General features: G+C 63.9%; 18 protein-coding genes. 5 read left to right on the forward strand and 13 right to left on the reverse strand.

Annotated features, from left to right (window positions below; translation table 11 throughout):
- Positions 1–17: 17 nt before the first annotated feature.
- The 7 genes from NX778_RS07415 to NX778_RS07445 all read right to left on the reverse strand — a co-directional run bounded on the left by NX778_RS07415 (position 18) and on the right by NX778_RS07445 (position 6,102).
- Positions 18–1,319 carry a citrate synthase gene (locus NX778_RS07415; protein ID WP_258811085.1) on the reverse strand — a complete coding sequence of 434 codons (1,302 nt, stop codon included), beginning with the start codon at positions 1,317–1,319 and terminating at the stop codon, positions 18–20.
- Between the two features lie 46 nt (positions 1,320–1,365).
- Positions 1,366–1,632 carry an FAD assembly factor SdhE gene (locus tag NX778_RS07420; RefSeq protein ID WP_258811086.1) on the reverse strand — a complete coding sequence of 89 codons (267 nt, stop codon included), beginning with the start codon at positions 1,630–1,632 and terminating at the stop codon, positions 1,366–1,368.
- Positions 1,633–1,805: 173 nt separating this feature from the next.
- Positions 1,806–2,516 (reverse strand): succinate dehydrogenase iron-sulfur subunit, encoded by a 711-nt coding sequence (locus NX778_RS07425; protein ID WP_258811087.1) that lies wholly within the window; start codon positions 2,514–2,516, stop codon positions 1,806–1,808.
- A gap of 51 nt (positions 2,517–2,567) precedes the next feature.
- Entirely contained in the window at positions 2,568–4,346 is a 1,779-nt protein-coding gene (gene sdhA, locus NX778_RS07430) for a succinate dehydrogenase flavoprotein subunit (protein WP_258811088.1), read from the reverse strand.
- Positions 4,347–4,348: 2 nt separating this feature from the next.
- Positions 4,349–4,714 (reverse strand): succinate dehydrogenase, hydrophobic membrane anchor protein, encoded by a 366-nt coding sequence (gene sdhD, locus NX778_RS07435; RefSeq protein ID WP_258811089.1) that lies wholly within the window; start codon positions 4,712–4,714, stop codon positions 4,349–4,351.
- Entirely contained in the window at positions 4,714–5,139 is a 426-nt protein-coding gene (gene sdhC / locus NX778_RS07440; protein WP_258811090.1) for a succinate dehydrogenase, cytochrome b556 subunit, read from the reverse strand. Before sdhC ends, sdhD begins: the two co-directional genes overlap by 1 nt.
- Before the next feature lie 198 nt (positions 5,140–5,337).
- On the reverse strand, positions 5,338–6,102 hold the full coding sequence (locus tag NX778_RS07445; protein ID WP_258811091.1) for a GntR family transcriptional regulator: 765 nt from the start codon (positions 6,100–6,102) through the stop codon (positions 5,338–5,340).
- 266 nt (positions 6,103–6,368) lie between these two features.
- Between NX778_RS07445 and NX778_RS07450 the strand changes: the two genes are divergently transcribed.
- The 5 genes from NX778_RS07450 to NX778_RS07470 all read left to right on the forward strand — a co-directional run bounded on the left by NX778_RS07450 (position 6,369) and on the right by NX778_RS07470 (position 13,169).
- On the forward strand, positions 6,369–7,358 hold the full coding sequence (locus NX778_RS07450; protein WP_258811092.1) for a malate dehydrogenase: 990 nt from the start codon (positions 6,369–6,371) through the stop codon (positions 7,356–7,358).
- A gap of 94 nt (positions 7,359–7,452) precedes the next feature.
- On the forward strand, positions 7,453–8,442 hold the full coding sequence (locus tag NX778_RS07455; RefSeq protein ID WP_258811093.1) for an HpcH/HpaI aldolase/citrate lyase family protein: 990 nt from the start codon (positions 7,453–7,455) through the stop codon (positions 8,440–8,442).
- Entirely contained in the window at positions 8,442–8,942 is a 501-nt protein-coding gene (locus NX778_RS07460) for an MliC family protein (protein WP_258811094.1), read from the forward strand. Before NX778_RS07455 ends, NX778_RS07460 begins: the two co-directional genes overlap by 1 nt.
- A 56-nt stretch (positions 8,943–8,998) precedes the next feature.
- Positions 8,999–11,707, forward strand: coding sequence for an aconitate hydratase AcnA (acnA, locus tag NX778_RS07465; protein WP_258811095.1), 2,709 nt, complete (start codon positions 8,999–9,001; stop codon positions 11,705–11,707).
- Between the two features lie 205 nt (positions 11,708–11,912).
- Positions 11,913–13,169: a DUF2863 family protein gene (locus NX778_RS07470; protein WP_258811096.1), complete on the forward strand. Its 1,257-nt coding sequence runs from the start codon at positions 11,913–11,915 to the stop codon at positions 13,167–13,169.
- A 295-nt stretch (positions 13,170–13,464) separates the two neighbouring features.
- On the opposite strand, the gene NX778_RS07475 is transcribed toward NX778_RS07470, so the two are convergent.
- The 6 genes from NX778_RS07475 to NX778_RS07500 all read right to left on the reverse strand — a co-directional run bounded on the left by NX778_RS07475 (position 13,465) and on the right by NX778_RS07500 (position 17,559).
- Positions 13,465–13,734, reverse strand: coding sequence for a hypothetical protein (locus NX778_RS07475; protein WP_258811097.1), 270 nt, complete (start codon positions 13,732–13,734; stop codon positions 13,465–13,467).
- 118 nt (positions 13,735–13,852) lie between these two features.
- A complete protein-coding gene (locus NX778_RS07480) occupies positions 13,853–15,010 on the reverse strand; it encodes a serine hydrolase domain-containing protein (RefSeq protein ID WP_258811098.1) in 1,158 nt (385 codons plus the stop codon).
- Positions 15,007–15,483: a CYTH domain-containing protein gene (locus NX778_RS07485; protein ID WP_258811099.1), complete on the reverse strand. Its 477-nt coding sequence runs from the start codon at positions 15,481–15,483 to the stop codon at positions 15,007–15,009. The genes NX778_RS07480 and NX778_RS07485 overlap by 4 nt, the downstream gene beginning before the upstream one ends.
- A gap of 4 nt (positions 15,484–15,487) precedes the next feature.
- Positions 15,488–16,609 carry a M14 family metallopeptidase gene (locus NX778_RS07490; RefSeq protein WP_258811100.1) on the reverse strand — a complete coding sequence of 374 codons (1,122 nt, stop codon included), beginning with the start codon at positions 16,607–16,609 and terminating at the stop codon, positions 15,488–15,490.
- A gap of 79 nt (positions 16,610–16,688) precedes the next feature.
- Positions 16,689–17,054 (reverse strand): hypothetical protein, encoded by a 366-nt coding sequence (locus NX778_RS07495; protein WP_258811101.1) that lies wholly within the window; start codon positions 17,052–17,054, stop codon positions 16,689–16,691.
- Between the two features lie 193 nt (positions 17,055–17,247).
- Positions 17,248–17,559 carry a KGG domain-containing protein gene (locus NX778_RS07500; RefSeq protein ID WP_258811102.1) on the reverse strand — a complete coding sequence of 104 codons (312 nt, stop codon included), beginning with the start codon at positions 17,557–17,559 and terminating at the stop codon, positions 17,248–17,250.
- Between the last annotated feature and the right edge of the window lie 98 nt (positions 17,560–17,657).

Raw genomic sequence — 17,657 nt, forward strand, 5'->3', positions numbered from 1 at the left:
GTGCCCGAGACCGGCGATTAACGCTTGTCGATGCTCGGCACGTCGCGGCGGGTGGCGCCGACGTAGAGCTGGCGCGGACGGCCGATCTTCTGCTCCGGATCGGCGATCATCTCGTTCCACTGGGCGATCCAGCCGATGGTGCGGGCCATCGCGAAGATACCGGTGAACAGCGAGACCGGAATGCCCAGCGCCGACTGCACGATGCCCGAGTAGAAGTCGACGTTCGGGTACAGTTTGCGCGACACGAAGTAGTCGTCGTTCAGCGCGACCTTTTCCAGCTCCATCGCCAGTTTGAACAGCGGGTCGTCATGCAGGCCCAGCTCGTTCAGCACTTCGTAGCAGGTCTCGCGCATCAGCTTGGCGCGCGGGTCGAAATTCTTGTACACGCGGTGGCCGAAGCCCATCAGCTTCACGCCCGAGTTCTTGTCCTTCACCTTGGCGATGAATTCGGGGATCTTGTCAGCGGTGCCGATTTCTTTCAGCATGTTCAGTGCCGCTTCGTTGGCGCCGCCGTGTGCCGGGCCCCACAGGCAGGCGATGCCGGCTGCGATACAGGCGAACGGGTTGGCGCCCGAGGAACCGGCCAGGCGAACGGTCGAGGTCGATGCGTTCTGCTCGTGGTCGGCGTGCAGGATCAGGATGCGGTCCAGGGCGCGCACCAGCACGTCGTTGACCTGGTACTCTTCGCACGGGTTGCCGAACATCATGCGCATGAAGTTGGCGCTGTACGACAGGTCATTGCGCGGGTACACGAAAGGCTGGCCGATCGAGTATTTGTAGGCCATCGCGACCAGGGTCGGCAGCTTGGCGATCAGTCGGATGGCCGAGATTTCGCGCTGGGCCGGGTCGTTGATGTCGAGCGAGTCGTGGTAGAACGAAGCCAGGGCGCCGACGGTACCGACCAGCACCGACATCGGGTGCGCGTCGCGGCGGAAACCACGGAAGAAGAAGTTCATCTGCTCGTGCACCATGGTGTGGCGGGTCACGGTCTCGACGAATTTGTCTTTCTCGGCCTTGTTCGGCAGTTCGCCGTTCAGCAGCAGGTAGCAGGTTTCCAGGAAGTCGGCGTTCACGGCCAGCTGCTCGATCGGGTAGCCGCGGTACAGCAACTCGCCCTTGTCGCCATCGATGTAGGTGATGGCCGACTGGCAGGCGGCGGTCGACATGAAGCCCGGGTCGTAGGTGAACGTGCCGGTCTGGCCGTACAGCTTGCGGATGTCGAGGACGTCCGGACCGATCGTGCCCTTGTAAACCGGGAAGTCGATGGACTTGCTACCGTCCGAGAACGACAGCGTGGCTTTGGTATCAGAGATGTTCATGGCACTTCCTTCTTGGGAGTGAAATCTACAATTAAAAAAACGGGTACTACGCTTGCCGCAGGCGCGCCAGCAAGGCTCGCACATGCGGCTGGTCGACTTCCCCTTCGGGTTCGGCGCGTCCCAGCAGCAGGTCCATCAGTGGATTATCCGCCAGGTCCAGCAAGCGGGTGAGCGCATCCACTTCCTCGTCCGTCATCTCTTCTTCGTGCGCATCAAGGAAGCGCGTGAGGATCAGGTCGTTTTCGAGCAGTCCCCGGCGCGAACGCCAGCGCAGGCGTGCACGGTTGGTCGGGTCCGATTGATGCGTTTTCACTCTGGGGTCCGTTGTTTCGGTCAACACTATACATCGGCTGCCGCGGTTCGGCAGTACGGTATTTTTACTGTATTTGCGGCGTTTTGCGGGCTAACGTGGTGCTAATTAGCGCCGATTGGCGTGCTTGAGAAATGAGATTCCCGCGCACGCGGGAACCCCATTTGACTGTGCCTTCAGATCGCGCGTCGAACCAGCATTTCCTTGATCTTGCCGATCGCCTTGTTCGGATTCAGGCCCTTCGGGCACACGTCCGTGCAGTTCATGATCGAGTGGCAGCGGAACAGGCGGTACGGGTCTTCCAGGTTGTCCAGGCGCTCGTTGGTCGCTTCGTCGCGGCTGTCGGCGATGAAGCGGTAGGCCTGCAGCAGGCCGGCCGGGCCGACGAACTTGTCCGGGTTCCACCAGAACGACGGGCAGGAGGTCGAGCAGCAGGCGCACAGGATGCACTCGTACAGGCCGTCGAGCTCTTCGCGCTCTTCCGGCGACTGCAGGCGCTCTTTCTCCGGCGGGATCGAGTCGTTGATCAGGTAGGGCTTGATCGAGTGGTACTGCTTGAAGAAGTTGGTCATGTCGACGATCAGGTCGCGCACCACCGGCAGGCCGGGCAGCGGACGCAGCACGATCGGCTCGGTCAGCTCCTTCAGGTTGGTGGTGCAGGCCAGGCCGTTCTTGCCGTTGATGTTCATCGCGTCCGAACCGCACACGCCTTCGCGGCAGGAGCGGCGCAGGGCGAGCGAGTCGTCGACGTCGGACTTGATGCGCTGCAGGACGTCAAGCAGCATCTTGTCGGTGTCTTTCAGCTCGACGGTGACGTCTTGCATATAGGGCTTCGTATCCTTGTCCGGATCGTAGCGGTAGATCTTGAGTTGGACTGTGCGTGCCATGTTTTACCTATCTTTTCAAAGCCGGGGGCTGGCCCCGGCCGCAGGAATTTTTTAGAAAGTACGTGCCTTCGGCTTGAAGGTCTCGACGGTCAGCGGCTTGGTGCGCACCGGCTTGTACTCGAGGCGGTTGCCGCTCGAGAACCACAGGGTGTGCTTCATCCAGTTTTCGTCGTCGCGCTTCTCGAAGTCGCTGTGGGCGTGGGCGCCGCGCGATTCCTTGCGCGCCGCGGCCGAGATCATGGTCGCCTTGGCGGTCTCGATCAGGTTCTCCACTTCCAGCGCCTCGATACGGGCGGTGTTGAAGACCTTCGACTTGTCCTTGAACGAGATATTCTTGACGCGCTCGTCCAGCTTCAGGATTTCCTGCACGCCGGCATCCATCAATTCCTGGGTACGGAACACGCCGCAGTATTTCTGCATCGCGGCGCGGATGTCGTTGGCCACGTGCTGCACCTTCTCGCCGCCGGTCGAATTCTCGAGGCGGTTCAGGCGGTCCAGCGCGTAGTCGGCGGCATCGGCCGGGGCCGGCTTCTGGTCCTTCTCGTGCAGGTTCTGGGCGATGATGTGGTTGCCGGCGGCGCGGCCGAACACCACCAGGTCGAGCAGCGAGTTGGTGCCCAGGCGGTTGGCGCCGTGCACCGACACGCAGGAGCATTCACCGATCGCGTACAGGCCGTTGACGATCTTCTCGCCGCCCATGCCGTCCGGGGTCACGACCTGGCCGTGGATATTGGTCGGGATGCCGCCCATCTGGTAGTGGATGGTCGGCACGACCGGGATCGGTTCCTTGGTCGCATCGACGTTGGCGAACTTGTGGCCGATTTCCAGAATCGAAGGCAGGCGCTTCTTGATGGTGTCGGCGCCGATGTGGCGCAGGTCGAGCAGCACGTGGTCTTTGTTCGGACCGACGCCGCGGCCTTCCTTGATTTCCTGGTCCATCGAACGCGACACGAAGTCGCGCGGCGCCAGGTCTTTCAGGGTCGGCGCGTAACGCTCCATGAAGCGCTCGCCATTGCTGTTGATCAGGATGCCGCCTTCGCCGCGCACGCCTTCGGTGATCAGCACGCCCGCGCCGGCCACGCCGGTCGGGTGGAACTGCCAGAATTCCATGTCCTGCAGGGGGATGCCGGCGCGCGCCGCCATGCCCATGCCGTCGCCGGTGTTGATGAAGGCGTTGGTCGAGGCCGCGAAGATACGGCCGGCGCCGCCGGTGGCGAAGATGGTGGTCTTCGCTTCCAGGCGCATGACTTCGCCGGTTTCCATTTCCAGCGCGACCACGCCGAGCACGTCGCCGTCCTGGTCGCGGATCAGGTCCAGCGCCATCCATTCGACGAAGAAGTGGGTGCGGGCGCGCACATTCCGTTGATAGAGCGTATGGAGCAGGGCGTGGCCGGTACGGTCGGCCGCGGCGCAGGCGCGCTGCACCGGCTTCTCGCCGAAGTTGGCGGTGTGGCCGCCGAACGGACGCTGGTAGATGGTGCCATCGGGGTTGCGGTCGAAGGGCATGCCGAAGTGTTCCAGCTCGTAGACGACCTTCGGTGCTTCGCGGCACATGAATTCGATCGCGTCCTGGTCGCCCAGGTAGTCGCCACCCTTGACGGTGTCGAACATATGCCAGTACCAGTCGTCCTCGCTCATATTGCCCAGCGAGGCGCCGATGCCGCCCTGGGCGGCGACCGTGTGCGAGCGGGTCGGGAAGACTTTCGACAGCACCGCCACGTTCAGGCCGGCTTCGGCCAGCTGCAGCGATGCGCGCATGCCGGAGCCGCCGGCGCCGACGATCACCACGTCAAAGTGGCGGGTAGGAATTGCAGATTTGATTGCTGCCACGATTAAACGCTCCACAGAATTTGTACCGTCCAGGCGGCGCAGGCGATCAGCCAGAGCAGCGTGGCGATTTGCAGGGCCAGGCGCACGCCGACCGGTTTGATGTAGTCCATCCAGATGTCGCGGATGCCGACCCAGGCGTGATAGAACAGGCCGAACAGGGTCACCAGCGAGAACAGCTTGAACCACTGTTGCGAGAACAGGCCGGCCCAGCCTTCATAGGAAAAATTGTGGGCGCTGAAGAAGGACACCAGCAGGACGATGGTGTAGATCGCCATCACGATGGCGGTGACGCGCTGCGCCAGCCAGTCCTTGACGCCGTAGTGGGCGCCGACGACCAGGCGCTTCGGTCCGATATTATTCTTAGCCATTAAAACACTCCAAACAATTTGAGGGCGACCAGCGCAGTCAGCACCAGGCTCACGATCAGCACCCAGCGCGCGGTGCGCTGCGATGCGTCCTTGTCCAGGGCCATGTGGTTGTCCATGAACAGGTGGCGGATGCCGGCGCAGAAATGGTGCAGGTAGGCCCAGGACAGGCCGAGGATGATGATCTTGACGAACACGTTGTCGACGATGCCGGCGAAGTGCGCGAACGAGTATTCGGAGCGCAGGCTTTCCTGCAGGAGGTAGAGCAGGAACGGCAAGAACAGGAACAGTCCGGCGCCGGCGACCCGGTGCAGGATCGAAACCATCGCGGACGGCGGCATCTTATAGTTAGAAGTAATATCCGCAAACGTGACGTTTCGGAATTCCGGCCGTTCCTTTTTTGGGACTTCTCTCACGGCTTCGGACATACAACACCTCCCTTAACTGACAAATTGTAAAGAACCCTGCATTGTCGCCGATCTCCGGTGCCTGGACCAAGCTCCGGCGGCGCTACCATCGGAATAATGCGGCGAAACCGGGTTTCGTGACGCCGCTTTCCAAAGAATCAAACTATTTTACTCTTGGGCAGCCAAGCTTGCCCTGCCCCCAGCCATTTTGCGCCACACTCACGACAGCTCGCTCAGGTAATGGTGGTGCGCCGTCAGGTACATCCCGCGGCGCAGCTCGACCGCCTTGTCGCCATAGGTGAACGAGACGCGCTCGGCCACCAGCAGCGGCGTGCCTTCGGGCACGGCGAGCAGCTGGGCGGTGCCGGCGTCGGCGGCCACTGCCTTGATTTTCTCGGTCGCGCGGATCATGCGCGTGCCGAATTCCGATTCGAACAGGCCGTACATCGGGCCCTTGTATTCCACCAGCCGCTCGGCCGTCAGGCCCTTGAACAGCTGCCCGGGCAGCCACAGTTCCTCGAGGATGGTGGGGGCGCCGTCGAAGGCCATCAGGCGCTTGACGTAGACGACCGCGTCGCCCGACTTCAGTTCGAGCAGGCGCGCGACTTCGGCCGGCGCGCGGATGCGTTTGACTTCAAGGATGCGGTTGTCGGCCTGGTGCGGCACGCCCTCGTCGGGCATCAGGCGCAGGAAGCGGAAATGGGCCCGCTCTTCATGGTGGGTGGCGACAAAGGTGCCTTTGCCCTGGCGGCGCAGCACCAGGTTCTCGGCGGCAAGCTCGTCGATCGCCTTGCGCACCGTGCCCTGGCTGACCTTGAAGCGGGATGCCAGCTCGACCTCGCTGGGCATCAGCTCGCCGGGCTTCCACTCGCCCGACTGCAGGCTCTGCGTGATCAAGGCCTTGATCTGCTGGTACAGCGGGCTGAAGGTTGGGGAGGCGCCGGGGCTGGCGTCACCGCCCGGATTGGACGATGCTGGGTTCATAGACCGCGATTTCACCACAAAAGCCCCTCCCCGTCCAGTGAAAAGGTGCTCAGTCCACTGTCTTATATAAGACATATGATATGAATTGACAGATGGAATAGCGCGGGTCTACACTCGCGATCGATCCGGCCCCCCGCGTGGCCCCGGCGTGGCCGATTTTGCACACGCGCGCTGCCCGATCCTGGATACTGTTTTGGTATCATTGTGGTTTCCCGAACAGACACCTCCCTCGGCCCCGTTTTCATTCCCACTTTTGGAGATTCATCATGGCTAAAAACCCCAAGCGCGTCGCGGTAACCGGCGCGGCCGGCCAGATCGGCTATTCGCTGCTGTTCCGCATCGCCAACGGCGACCTGCTGGGCAAGGACCAGCCGGTCATCCTGCAGCTGCTCGAGATCGACAATGAGAAGGCACAGAAAGCGCTCAAGGGCGTCATGATGGAACTGGAAGACTGCGCGTTCCCGCTGCTGGCCGGCATGACCGCCCACAGCGACCCGATGACCGCCTTCAAGGACGCCGACGTGGCCCTGCTGGTCGGCGCCCGTCCGCGCGGCCCGGGCATGGAGCGCAAGGACCTGCTGGAAGCCAACGCCCAGATCTTCACCGTGCAGGGCAAGGCCCTGGACGCGGTCGCTTCGCGCGACGTCAAGGTGCTGGTGGTCGGCAACCCGGCCAACACCAACGCCTACATCGCGATGAAATCGGCCCCGGGCCTGCCGGCCAAGAACTTCACCGCCATGCTGCGCCTGGACCACAACCGCGCGCTGTCGCAAGTGGCCGCCAAGACCGGCACCGCCGTGGGCGACATCGAGAAGCTGTGCGTGTGGGGCAACCACTCGCCGACCATGTACGCCGACTACCGCTTCGCCACCGTCGGCGGCAAATCGGTCAAGGACATGATCAACGACCAGGAATGGAACCGCGACGTGTTCCTGCCGACCGTCGGCAAGCGCGGCGCAGCGATCATCGAAGCGCGCGGCGCCTCGTCGGCCGCTTCGGCCGCCAACGCCGCGATCGACCACGTGCATGACTGGGTGCTGGGCACCGCCGGCAAGTGGACCACCATGGGCGTGCCGTCGGACGGTTCGTACGGTATCCCGGAAGGCATCATCTTCGGCTTCCCGGTCACCACCGAGAACGGCGAGTACAAGATCGTGCAGGGCCTGCAGATCGACGAGTTCTCGCAAGAGCGCATCAACAAGACCCTGGCCGAGCTGGAAGAAGAGCGCGCCGGCGTCGCCCACCTGCTGAAGTAATCATCCACGCGGCGCAGCGGATCGTCCGCCGCGCCGCCCGTGCCGTGCCGCCGGCCAAAGGCGGCACGGCAGCTTTGCCATAACGAACACGCGCATGCATCCGTCCGAGGTTTTATTCCAGGGTAAACGCCAGCCGCTGCTGCTGCCGGCCTGCGACCATTACGCAGGGTCCGACAGGCTGATGCGCAAGTCGATGGCCCTGCAACAAGAGCTTGGCCCCCTGTTCGACATCACCTTCGATTGCGAGGACGGCGCCGAGGCCGGCCGCGAGACCGAGCACGCACAGCTGGTTGCCGATCTGCTGAACAGCGAGGACAACCGCTTCAAGCGCATCGGCGCGCGCCTGCACGACCTGTCGCATCCGCATGTCGAGCAGGACGTGGCCATCATCGTCGGCCAGGCCGCGCAGCAGCTGGCCTACGTGGTGCTGCCCAAGCCGAACGGCATCGCCGACGTGCGCCAGGCGCTGGAAATCATCAACAAGCACGCGCTGGCCGCGGGCCGCGAGGCGCTGCCGGTGCACGTGCTGATCGAAACCCACGGCGCCCTGCACGACGCCTACGAGATCGCCGCCCTGCCCCAGGTCGAGTGCCTGTCGTTCGGCATCATGGATTTCGTGTCGGCCCATTTCGGCGCGATCCCGGCGGCCGCGATGCGCACGCCGGGCCAGTTCACGCACCCGCTGGTGGTGCGCGCAAAGCTGGAGATGGTTGCGGCAGCTCATGCGCACGGCAAGGTCGCCTCGCATAATGTGACCACCGAGATCAAGGACAGCGCGGTGGTCGCCAACGACGCCCAGCGCGCCGCCGGCGAATTCGGTTTCACCCGCATGTGGAGCATCCACCCGGACCAGATCAAGCCGATCATCAAGGCGTTCACGCCGCGTATGTCCGAGGTGAACGAAGCAACGCATATCCTGCAGGACGCGATGGCCGCGAACTGGGGACCGATCGCCCAGCATGGCCGCTTGCACGACCGCGCCAGCTACCGATATTATTGGACGGTGTTGCAGCGCGCGAAGCTGGCAGGACTTGCGCTGCCGGAATCCGCGGCGGCAATCGTCAACCAACCGGAATCTGTCTAATGGCCATCCTGTCCCAACACTCCCTCGCCGCCAGCCTCATCGCGCTGGCGGCCGCCAGCGTGTGCGCCCTGCCCGCGCACGCCGCCACCGAAATCCATCCGAAAGCGACCAAGGTCCTGAAGCACAAAGCCGCCAAGAAAAAGGCTGAAGCCAAGACCGACGCCGAGGACAAGAACGACCCGGAACCGGACATCACCGATACCGTCGTCCAGCAATACAGCTGCGAGCTGGGCAACAAGATCACGATCTACACCAACGCCAACGATAACGAGCACATCGCGCTGCGCTGGAAGAACCGCGTGCACCGCATGAGCCGCGTGGCCACCACCACCGGTGCGCAGCGCTTCGAAAACCCGGTGTATGGCATCGTCTGGATCGGCATTCCGGCCAAGGGCATCCTGCTGGACTCGAAGCACAACCACCAGCTGGCGAACGAATGCAAGGGCGCCGAGCAAAGCAAGCCGATGGCGGCAGTCGCGCCGGACGCGAAACAAGGCTGAGCCGAGGCCGGCCCGCACTGATTTAGCAAGAAAAAACATCCACTGAAGGAGAAGTCATGTCTCGCAACACACTGAATACGCTCAAGGATTTCCCGCTATCGGCCGGCCAGCAAGGCCAGTTCTACTCGCTGCCGGCGCTGGGCGAAGCCCTGGGCGTCAATATGTCGCGCCTGCCGGTGTCGATCCGTCTGGTCCTTGAGTCCGTGTTGCGTAACTGCGACGGCAAGAAGGTCACCGAAGAACACGTCAAGCAGCTGGCCAACTGGGGCCCGACCGCCGAGCGCACCGACGAGATCCCCTTCGTCGTCGCCCGCGTCGTGCTGCAGGACTTCACCGGCGTGCCGCTGCTGGCCGACCTGGCCGCGATGCGCAGCGTGGCCGCCAAGACCGGCGCCGACCCGAAGAAGATCGAGCCGCTGGTCCCGGTCGACCTCGTCGTCGACCACTCGGTCACCATCGACCACTTCCGCGAGCCGCAAGCGCTCGACCTGAACATGAAACTGGAATTCCAGCGCAATAACGAGCGCTACCAGTTCATGAAGTGGGGCATGCAAGCCTTCGATACCTTCGGCGTGGTGCCGCCGGGCTTCGGCATCGTGCACCAGGTCAACCTGGAATACCTGGCGCGCGGCGTGCACAAGGCCGATGGCGTGTACTACCCGGACACCCTGGTCGGCACCGACTCGCACACCACCATGATCAACGGCATCGGCGTGGTCGGCTGGGGCGTGGGCGGCATCGAGGCGGAAGCCGGCATGCTGGGCCAGCCGGTCTACTTCCTGACCCCGGACGTGATCGGCGTGCACCTGAAGGGCAAGCTGCGCGAAGGCTGCACCGCGACCGACCTGGTGCTGACCATCACCGAACTGCTGCGTAAAGAAAAAGTCGTCGGCAAGTTCGTCGAATTCTTCGGCTCGGGCACCGCCTCGCTGTCGCTGACCGACCGCGCCACCATCGGCAACATGGCCCCGGAATACGGCGCGACCATGGGCTTCTTCCCGGTCGACGACGCCACCATCGACTACTTCCGCGGCACCGGCCGTACCGACGACGAGATCACCGCCTTCCAGAACTACTTCAAGGCACAGGGCCTGTACGGCGTGCCGGGCGAAGGCCAGATCGACTACACCCGCGTGGTGGAACTGGACCTGGCGACCGTCACCCCGTCGCTGGCCGGCCCGAAGCGCCCGCAGGACCGTATCGAGCTGGGCCACGTGAAGAACACCTTCACCGAGCTGTTCTCGAAGCCGACCAAGGAAAACGGCTTCAACAAGGCCGCCGAAGACCTGTGCAAGGTCTACGAGACCGCCGACGGCGTGCGCGTCAAGAACGGCGACGTGCTGATCGCCGCGATCACCTCGTGCACCAACACCTCGAACCCGAGCGTGCTGCTGGCCGCCGGCCTGCTGGCCAAGAAGGCCGTCGAAAAAGGCCTGACCGTCGCCCCGCACATCAAGACCTCGCTGGCCCCGGGCTCGCGCGTGGTCACCGAGTACCTGCAGAAAGCCGGCCTGCTGGACTACCTGTCCAAGCTGGGCTTCGAGCTGGCCGCCTACGGCTGCACCACCTGCATCGGCAACGCCGGCGACCTGACCCCGGAACTGAACGCGGCCATCACCCAGAACGACATCGTCGCTGCGGCTGTGCTGTCGGGCAACCGTAACTTCGAGGCGCGCATCCACCCGAACATCCGCTCGAACTTCCTGGCCTCGCCGCCGCTGGTGGTCGCCTACGCGATCGCCGGCAACATCACCAAGGACCTGATGAGCGAACCGGTCGGCCGCGGCGCCGACGGCGTCGACGTCTACCTGGGCGACATCTGGCCGAGCTCGCAGGAAGTCGAGCAACTGATGGGCCTGGCGATGAACGCCGAGATGTTCAAGAACAACTACGCTGACGTCAAGGGTAACCCGGGCAAGCTGTGGGAGCACGTGTCGTCGGTCGCGGGCCAGGTCTACAACTGGCCGGATTCGACCTACATCGCCGAGCCGCCGTTCTTCGCCGGCTTCGAGATGGCGCCGAAGGCCGCGTCGGCCGGCATCGCGGGCGCCCGCGCGCTGGCCGTGTTCGGCGACTCGATCACCACCGACCACATCTCGCCGGCAGGCTCGATCAAGGAAGACGGTCCGGCAGGCAAGTGGCTGAAGGAACACGGCGTGCAGAAAGCCGACTTCAACTCCTACGGCTCGCGCCGCGGCAACCACGAGATCATGATGCGCGGCACCTTCGCCAACGTGCGCATCAAGAACAAGATGATCCCGGCCAAGGCTGACGGCTCCGCGGTCGAAGGCGGCATCACCCTGCACCAGCCGACCGGCGAGCAGATGTCGATCTACGACGCCGGCATGAAGTACATCGCCGACGGCGTGCCGACCATGATCTTCGCCGGCGAAGAGTACGGCACCGGTTCGTCGCGCGACTGGGCCGCCAAGGGCACCCAGCTGCTGGGCGTGAAGGCCGTGTTCGCCCGTTCCTTCGAGCGCATCCACCGTTCGAACCTGGTCGGCATGGGCGTGCTGCCGCTGCAGTTCATCGGCAACGACAGCGTCGAGTCGCTGGGCATCACCGGCACCGAGCGTTTCGACCTGACCGGCCTGGAAGGCGAGATCAAGCCGCAGCAACTGGCGACCCTGGTGATCCACCGCGCCAACGGCGAGACCACCGAAGCCAAGGTGCTGCTGCGTATCGACACCCCGATCGAAGTCGACTACTACAAGCATGGCGGCATCCTGCCGTTCGTGCTGCGCCAGCTGCTGGCAGCGTAATCGCCCCGCTCCCTGCCCGCCGCGCGCGGGCAGCATGACGCCGGATTCGTCCGGCGTTTTTCATTTTGGGAGGCCGGCCGCCGCGTCCCGCCCGGCACCGTACTGATGGCTTGTAGCCGAATCAACTACAATACCGGGGATATGGGTTTATCATCGAACCCGAACCATACGAATACCAACCACCGTAAAGAGACTGTTTAGCGCCATGCGTCGTCCGTCCAAAGATTCATCCCACAAACTGTCCACCGAGAGCCAGCGGCTTTCCAGCATCGCCCAGGCGGTGGTGCAGGCCGCCAGCCGCGTCGAGGAACGGGCCTGGGAGCGGCAGCTGGATACGCATCTGCAGAAGCTGCTCAAGACCAACCACCAGGAAAGCATCGACGCCGCCCTCAACGCCCTGTTCAAGGACGACCTGGCGGGCTACGACGTGCTGATGGACGGCGTGGAAGCCGTCAGCGAATCGTCCACCATGGTCGAGGAAGCGGACGGCGCCGAAGTGACCTGGCAGGCCTTGCTGGTCGCCGCGCCGATCCTGGCCTGGACCCGCTTCTCCATCGCGTCCGGCAATATCCCGTCGGACCAGCTGCACACGCTGTCGGCCCACTTCTCGGCCCACCTGCTGGCCGAGGGTACCCGCATGGCGATGGCGCCGACCCTGTACGCCATCGACCAGCTGCCGCGCACCCATGCCGAAACCTATGCGATGACGCACCGGCTGGCAGCCGCCGCGCACAAGGGCAGCAGCGTCAAGCCGGCCGTGCGCGCGCCGGATACCGCGCCCTTCCTGGCCGATACGCGCTACCTGCTGGTGGCAGTGATCGCCCCGGTGGGCGCGCCGATCTTCCGCTGGCAGGAAGCGCAGCACCACATCAACTTCATGGCCGAACGCGCCAACGCGCTGGAACAGTGGCGCGCGCAGGCCACGCCCAATGTGGCGCGCCTGATGCCAGGCTGCGGCGTCGAGCTGCTGCTGCCGGAGGCCTACTACGTGGCTTGCCGCGAGGCGGACAAGCTGATCCGCCCGGTGTCGATCCGCGCCGCCGTGCATTACCTGACCAACACGCTGGATGTGGAAGCGTCGGATCTGCGCGCCGTGATCGCCGGCTTCGGCGAAGAAGCGACCGACGGCCAGATCGACGAGTACCGGGTCGGCTTCACGCTGCGCCAGTCGCAGGAAGTGGTCTACGGCATCGTGTGGCCGCTGTACGGGCAGGAAGATGAGGAAGGCACGCCGATGGAAGGTCCCGCGCTGAGCGGCGGCCCGGCCCCGGTCACGCCGATCAACGAGATCATCGCGCACCTCAATTCGGCCGGCATCACCCACGTCAAGCGCATCAACGAGCGCTATGTCGCGGAATACTGCGATGACTGCGGGGCGCCGCTGTTCGCCGATCCGACCGGCGAACTGGTGCATGCGGAGATGCCGGAGGATACAGCGTCGGGGTCAGAGCATTTCCATTGATCGATGCATGCGCGAGTGGCATTCAGTCAGAATGCTGCTCGGGTAACATGGTTGACGAAAGGCGGGTACGTCCAGCTCCATCTCTACGGAACGCTTCGATTACCTTGCCTTTTCGAGGCTGAAGGCGTGGACCCGCTGACTTTCCGGGTAATGTGCCGAAACAGGCCCCGAACCGCCTTGTACAGGAGAATGAGGGGCGCGAAGTAGAGGCGTGGCCCTTCCCTGACTCCTCGGATGAACCCGTCCCAAAAAGTCAGTCCGTCCCGTTCTTTCGGGGCTGCATCAATCCCTGGCTTCATTTCCATACCTCCCGTATCGCCCGAACTCCTTCGACCACAAAGAGCACGAGGAAGAGCACGGCGTCGATCAGCAAGATGGCATCCGCCAGCCCGCCCAAGATCCAGACTGTGAACGTCGGCACGTCAAACTTCGTTTCAAGTGCTTGCACCAACAGCGACAGGCTGATCGAAGCGAAACACAGTAAAAGGAAAGTCGCGGCGCCCACCACCAGATGTCCGACGAACGCGCCGAAGGACTCCCAAGGCACCAAGCTTCGCTTTGCCACGTTCGCTTCCTTTGGACCGTAGACGTGTCTACAAAGTTCGTTAGACCGCCCTAGGCAAAATTTTGTCGAGTTGGCGGCATGAAGCTGGTCAAGCTCCGCGTTTGGAACAAGCGCGCGCTCAGCGGATCGCGGCGATGACGCGCTTGGCGAATTCGGCCGGGTTGCCAGCATGCCAGCGCCACACGATCACGAGCTCATGATCCGGTGAGACGACGATGTCGTTGCTGCCCGCGCCCAGCGCGGCGAAGGCGTTCGCCGGCAAGCCAGGCAGGTTCTTGCCCTTGGTGTTCAGCCACCACAGGTAGCCGTAGTCGGGGCCGTGCGCACTGGGCGCCAGCGCCGCTTTCACGTAGCCCGGCGGCAGGATCTGCTGGCCGGCCCAGTTGCCGCCGCGTAGCCAGAGGTAGCCGAAGCGCGCCATGTCCCAGGAGTTGATCCACATGCCGCCGCCCCAGCGCGTGCCGCCACTGACCGAAGCTGCCAGCTTGCCGTTCAGCTCGACGTAGCTGTTGTGGTAGGGCACCCACTTCCAGGTGTTCGACGCGCCGATCGGCGTCATGACTTCGTCTTCGAAGACCTCGGGCACCGGCTTGCCGAACACGCGCAGCAGCGAGAGCGCAAAGCGGTTGATGCGCACGTCGTTGTATTCGTAGAAGGTGCCCGGCTGCTGGAATTCGCGCGGCTTGCGTTCGCCCGCGCCGAAGGCTTCGTGGCCGATGAAGTTGGCGTTCTTGCCCCACAGCTCGCCTTCCCACTCGCTTTCCTGCTGCAGGTGCTGCTTCCAGGTGATCGGGGCGTTGTGGGCCGAGGCGTAGCCGCCGTCGGCCACGAGCTTCGCGACCGCCTCGTCGAGATTGCCGATGCGGCCATCGCGCACGGCGATGCCGGCCACGGTCGACAGCATGCTCTTGGCGACCGAATAGGTCGGATCGACAAAACTGGTGTCGCCAAATTCCGCGACCACATAGCCCTTGTAGATGACCACGCCGTTGGTCGCGGCGCGTTTGGTCGGCAGGGAGCCGAGCGGCGTGCCGAAAGTCTTTTGCTGGTCCGAAAAGTCGCGCGCCCGCTCGGTCTCGTGCGATTGCGCGAATGCGACCGCCTCGGCCAACCTGGCCGGATCCATGCCCAGGTCCGCGGGCGCCTTGCGCACCCATTCCCGGGCCGCCGGATAGTAGGCGGCGCCTGGCGCGTCGGCGGCGGAGGCGTGCAAGCTCAGTGCGAATCCAAGGGCGACAGGCAAGCCGAGGAAGACGCGGCGCGGCAGTCTCGTCATGTTTTATCGTTCCACTTTGAAAACGGCAAACGGATCAGGCTGGAGTTGTAGTAGCGTGGATCGCCCGTCACCTCGGCGCCGATCCAGTCCGGCCGGGCGAAGGCTTCGGCTGCGTCGGACAGTTCAATTTCGGCGACCGCGAGGCCCGCGTTCTCGCCGAGGAATTCGTCGACTTCCCAGGTGTGGCCCTGCCAGTCGATGCGGCGGCGATATTTTTCGATCAGGGGACGCTCGCACAGCTGGTCGAGCAATTCGGCGGCTTCCTGCACGGGGATCGGGTACTCCCACTCGCCGCGGGCCGCGCCCACATTCTTGCTTTTGATGGTGAGGAATGCCGCCTGCCCTTCGATCCGCACGCGCACGGTGCGCGCAGGATCGGCATTCAGGTAGCCCTGGCGCAACAGGCTGGGCGTACCGAGCGCGCGCCAGGCATCGCCGGCGAGCAGGAACTTGCGCTCGATCTCGACGCCCACGGGGTCAATCCAGCGATTGCAGTATCGGTTGCAGCATGGCCGCGCCCAGCGCCGCGCTACGGGCGCCGTTCCAGCCGGTGTAGGTGTCCGGCAGGTTGGCGTTGTCCTTGAACGGCATCTCCAGCGTCAGCGACAGGCATTTGAAGGTGTGGCCGATGTACTTCGAGGCCAGCGTGAGCAGTTCCTCGTTGTACTTGCTGGCGGCGTAGCCGACCACGTTCTGGAAATCCGGGCTGGCCGCCATATAGCATTCGACGAAGGCGTTCTGGCGCGCCAGGCGCTCCTCCGAGAAGTCGGCCAGCATTTCGTTGCCCGCAACGAAATTGTACGGCAGGGCCTCGTCACCGTGGATGTCGAAGAACATGTCGACCCCCGTTTCGTGGATCTTGTTCTTCACGCACAGGACTTCCGGGCTGCGCTCGGCCGACGGGGTCATCCACTCGCGGTTGAGGTTGGCGCCGGCCGCGTTGGTACGCAGGTTGCCGCGCACCGAACCGTCCGGGTTCATGTTCGGGACGACGTAGAACACGGCGCGTTGCAGGAGCTTGCGCGACACCGGGTTGGCGTTATCGAGCAAGGCATCCATCATGCCCTCGACAAACCATTCGGCCATCGACTCGCCCGGGTGCTGGCGGGCGATCACCCAGATCTTCTTTTCCGCCGCGGGGTTGCCGATCACGACCAGGTTCATGTCGCGGCCGTCGACGGTGGTGCCGATGTCGTGCACGCGCGCGACCGGGTTGTCGGCCACTTCACCCAGCAGGCGCAGGTGACGTTCCCAGCTGTAGGGCTCGAAGTAGGCGAAGTAGACGCTGTCCAGTTCCGGGGTGAAACGGACCGTCATCACCTGGCCATCGAAGGTGGTGGGGACGCGGAACCAGTTCTCGGTGTCATAGCTGGCGCACACCTGGTAGCCTTCGAAACCCTTGGGGTAAGTGGCTTGGCCGGCATTCAGGAAGCGCATCGTGCAGGGCTGGCCGGCCGCGCCCTGGAGGCGGAAGTGGAACCACTGGCGGATGTCGGCGTGCGAATCGCTACGCAGGTTGAGCTCGATCTGCTCGGCGCGCTCGGCGCTGACAACGTCGATCGCGCCGGAGTCGAACATCTGGCTGATTTTGATGGGCATGGCGAATCCTTGCTGAATGGTACTGGTCGCGCTCCATGATACCGGAGACGGGACTGCCGCCCCCGGGCCACGGGCGGTCTTACTCGGCGTCGAGGTCGATCAGGTCGTTGCGGTAGTTCATGAAGATCTGGCGCATCAGCTCGACGTTGGAGCGGTCCAGCACCATGGTCAGGTCCGGCTTGCGGTCGACCTGGAACGTCATGCGCAGCGTGCCCGGGAACTCGCGGCACTGCACCGTCATCGCGCGCGGCGTGTCCGGATTGTCCCAGTCCCATTGCGTGATCTGGGGCGGCGGCGGCGGCGCCTGCAGGGTCGGGTCCTGGTTCACCGGGAGGTGCCGCAGCAGCCAGAACACGATATTGGCCGGGATCAGCACGCAGGCATCCGCCGCGTCTTTCGCCGAAAACTTGGCCAGCAAGAGATTGCCAACCCTGTCGCACGACATGCTGTGGCTCTTGACTTGACGGATAACGACCGCTGGTTTCACGCTATTCCTCGTTGAATCAGGTTGAAAAGTGCGCTGCGATTCTAACCCATCCGTTTCGCATTTTGGCAAAATCGGCAAAGAAAACGGGGAGCTGGCAGCTCCCCGTTCGATTTGCACGGCGCACTTCCAGCACGGGCCGGAAGCTTGCCGCTTACTGCTTGTTGCCGCCGCGGCTGCTTTGGCGATTGCCGCCGCTGCTGCTCTTCGACGAGCTGCGCGATGCGCCACCCGAGCTTGCGCTTGCCGACTGGCGGTTGCCGTGGCTCATGCTGCCGGCGCGACGCGCCTCTTCCGAAGTGAACTCGTGCGCGGTGCCTTTGGCGTGCGCTGCCTTGCCACCCTGGCTCGCAATTTCACGTTGACGTGCCGGGTCCATCGATGCGAAGCCGCGATTGCGGGTGCCGCTACTCTGGCTGTTGCCCTGGTTGCCGCTTTGCTTGTTGCCTTGGTTTGATGAAGCCATGGTGCTCTCCTCTTCTCGATAAAACCGCCGCGTCCTGCGGCAGGCCTGGTCCCTCGCCCGCCAGGCAACACGCTTGATGAGTGAGGGTCAAAATCATC

This window comes from Massilia terrae (genome assembly GCF_024753145.1).
In the GTDB taxonomy this organism is placed as follows: domain Bacteria; phylum Pseudomonadota; class Gammaproteobacteria; order Burkholderiales; family Burkholderiaceae_D; genus Telluria; species Telluria terrae.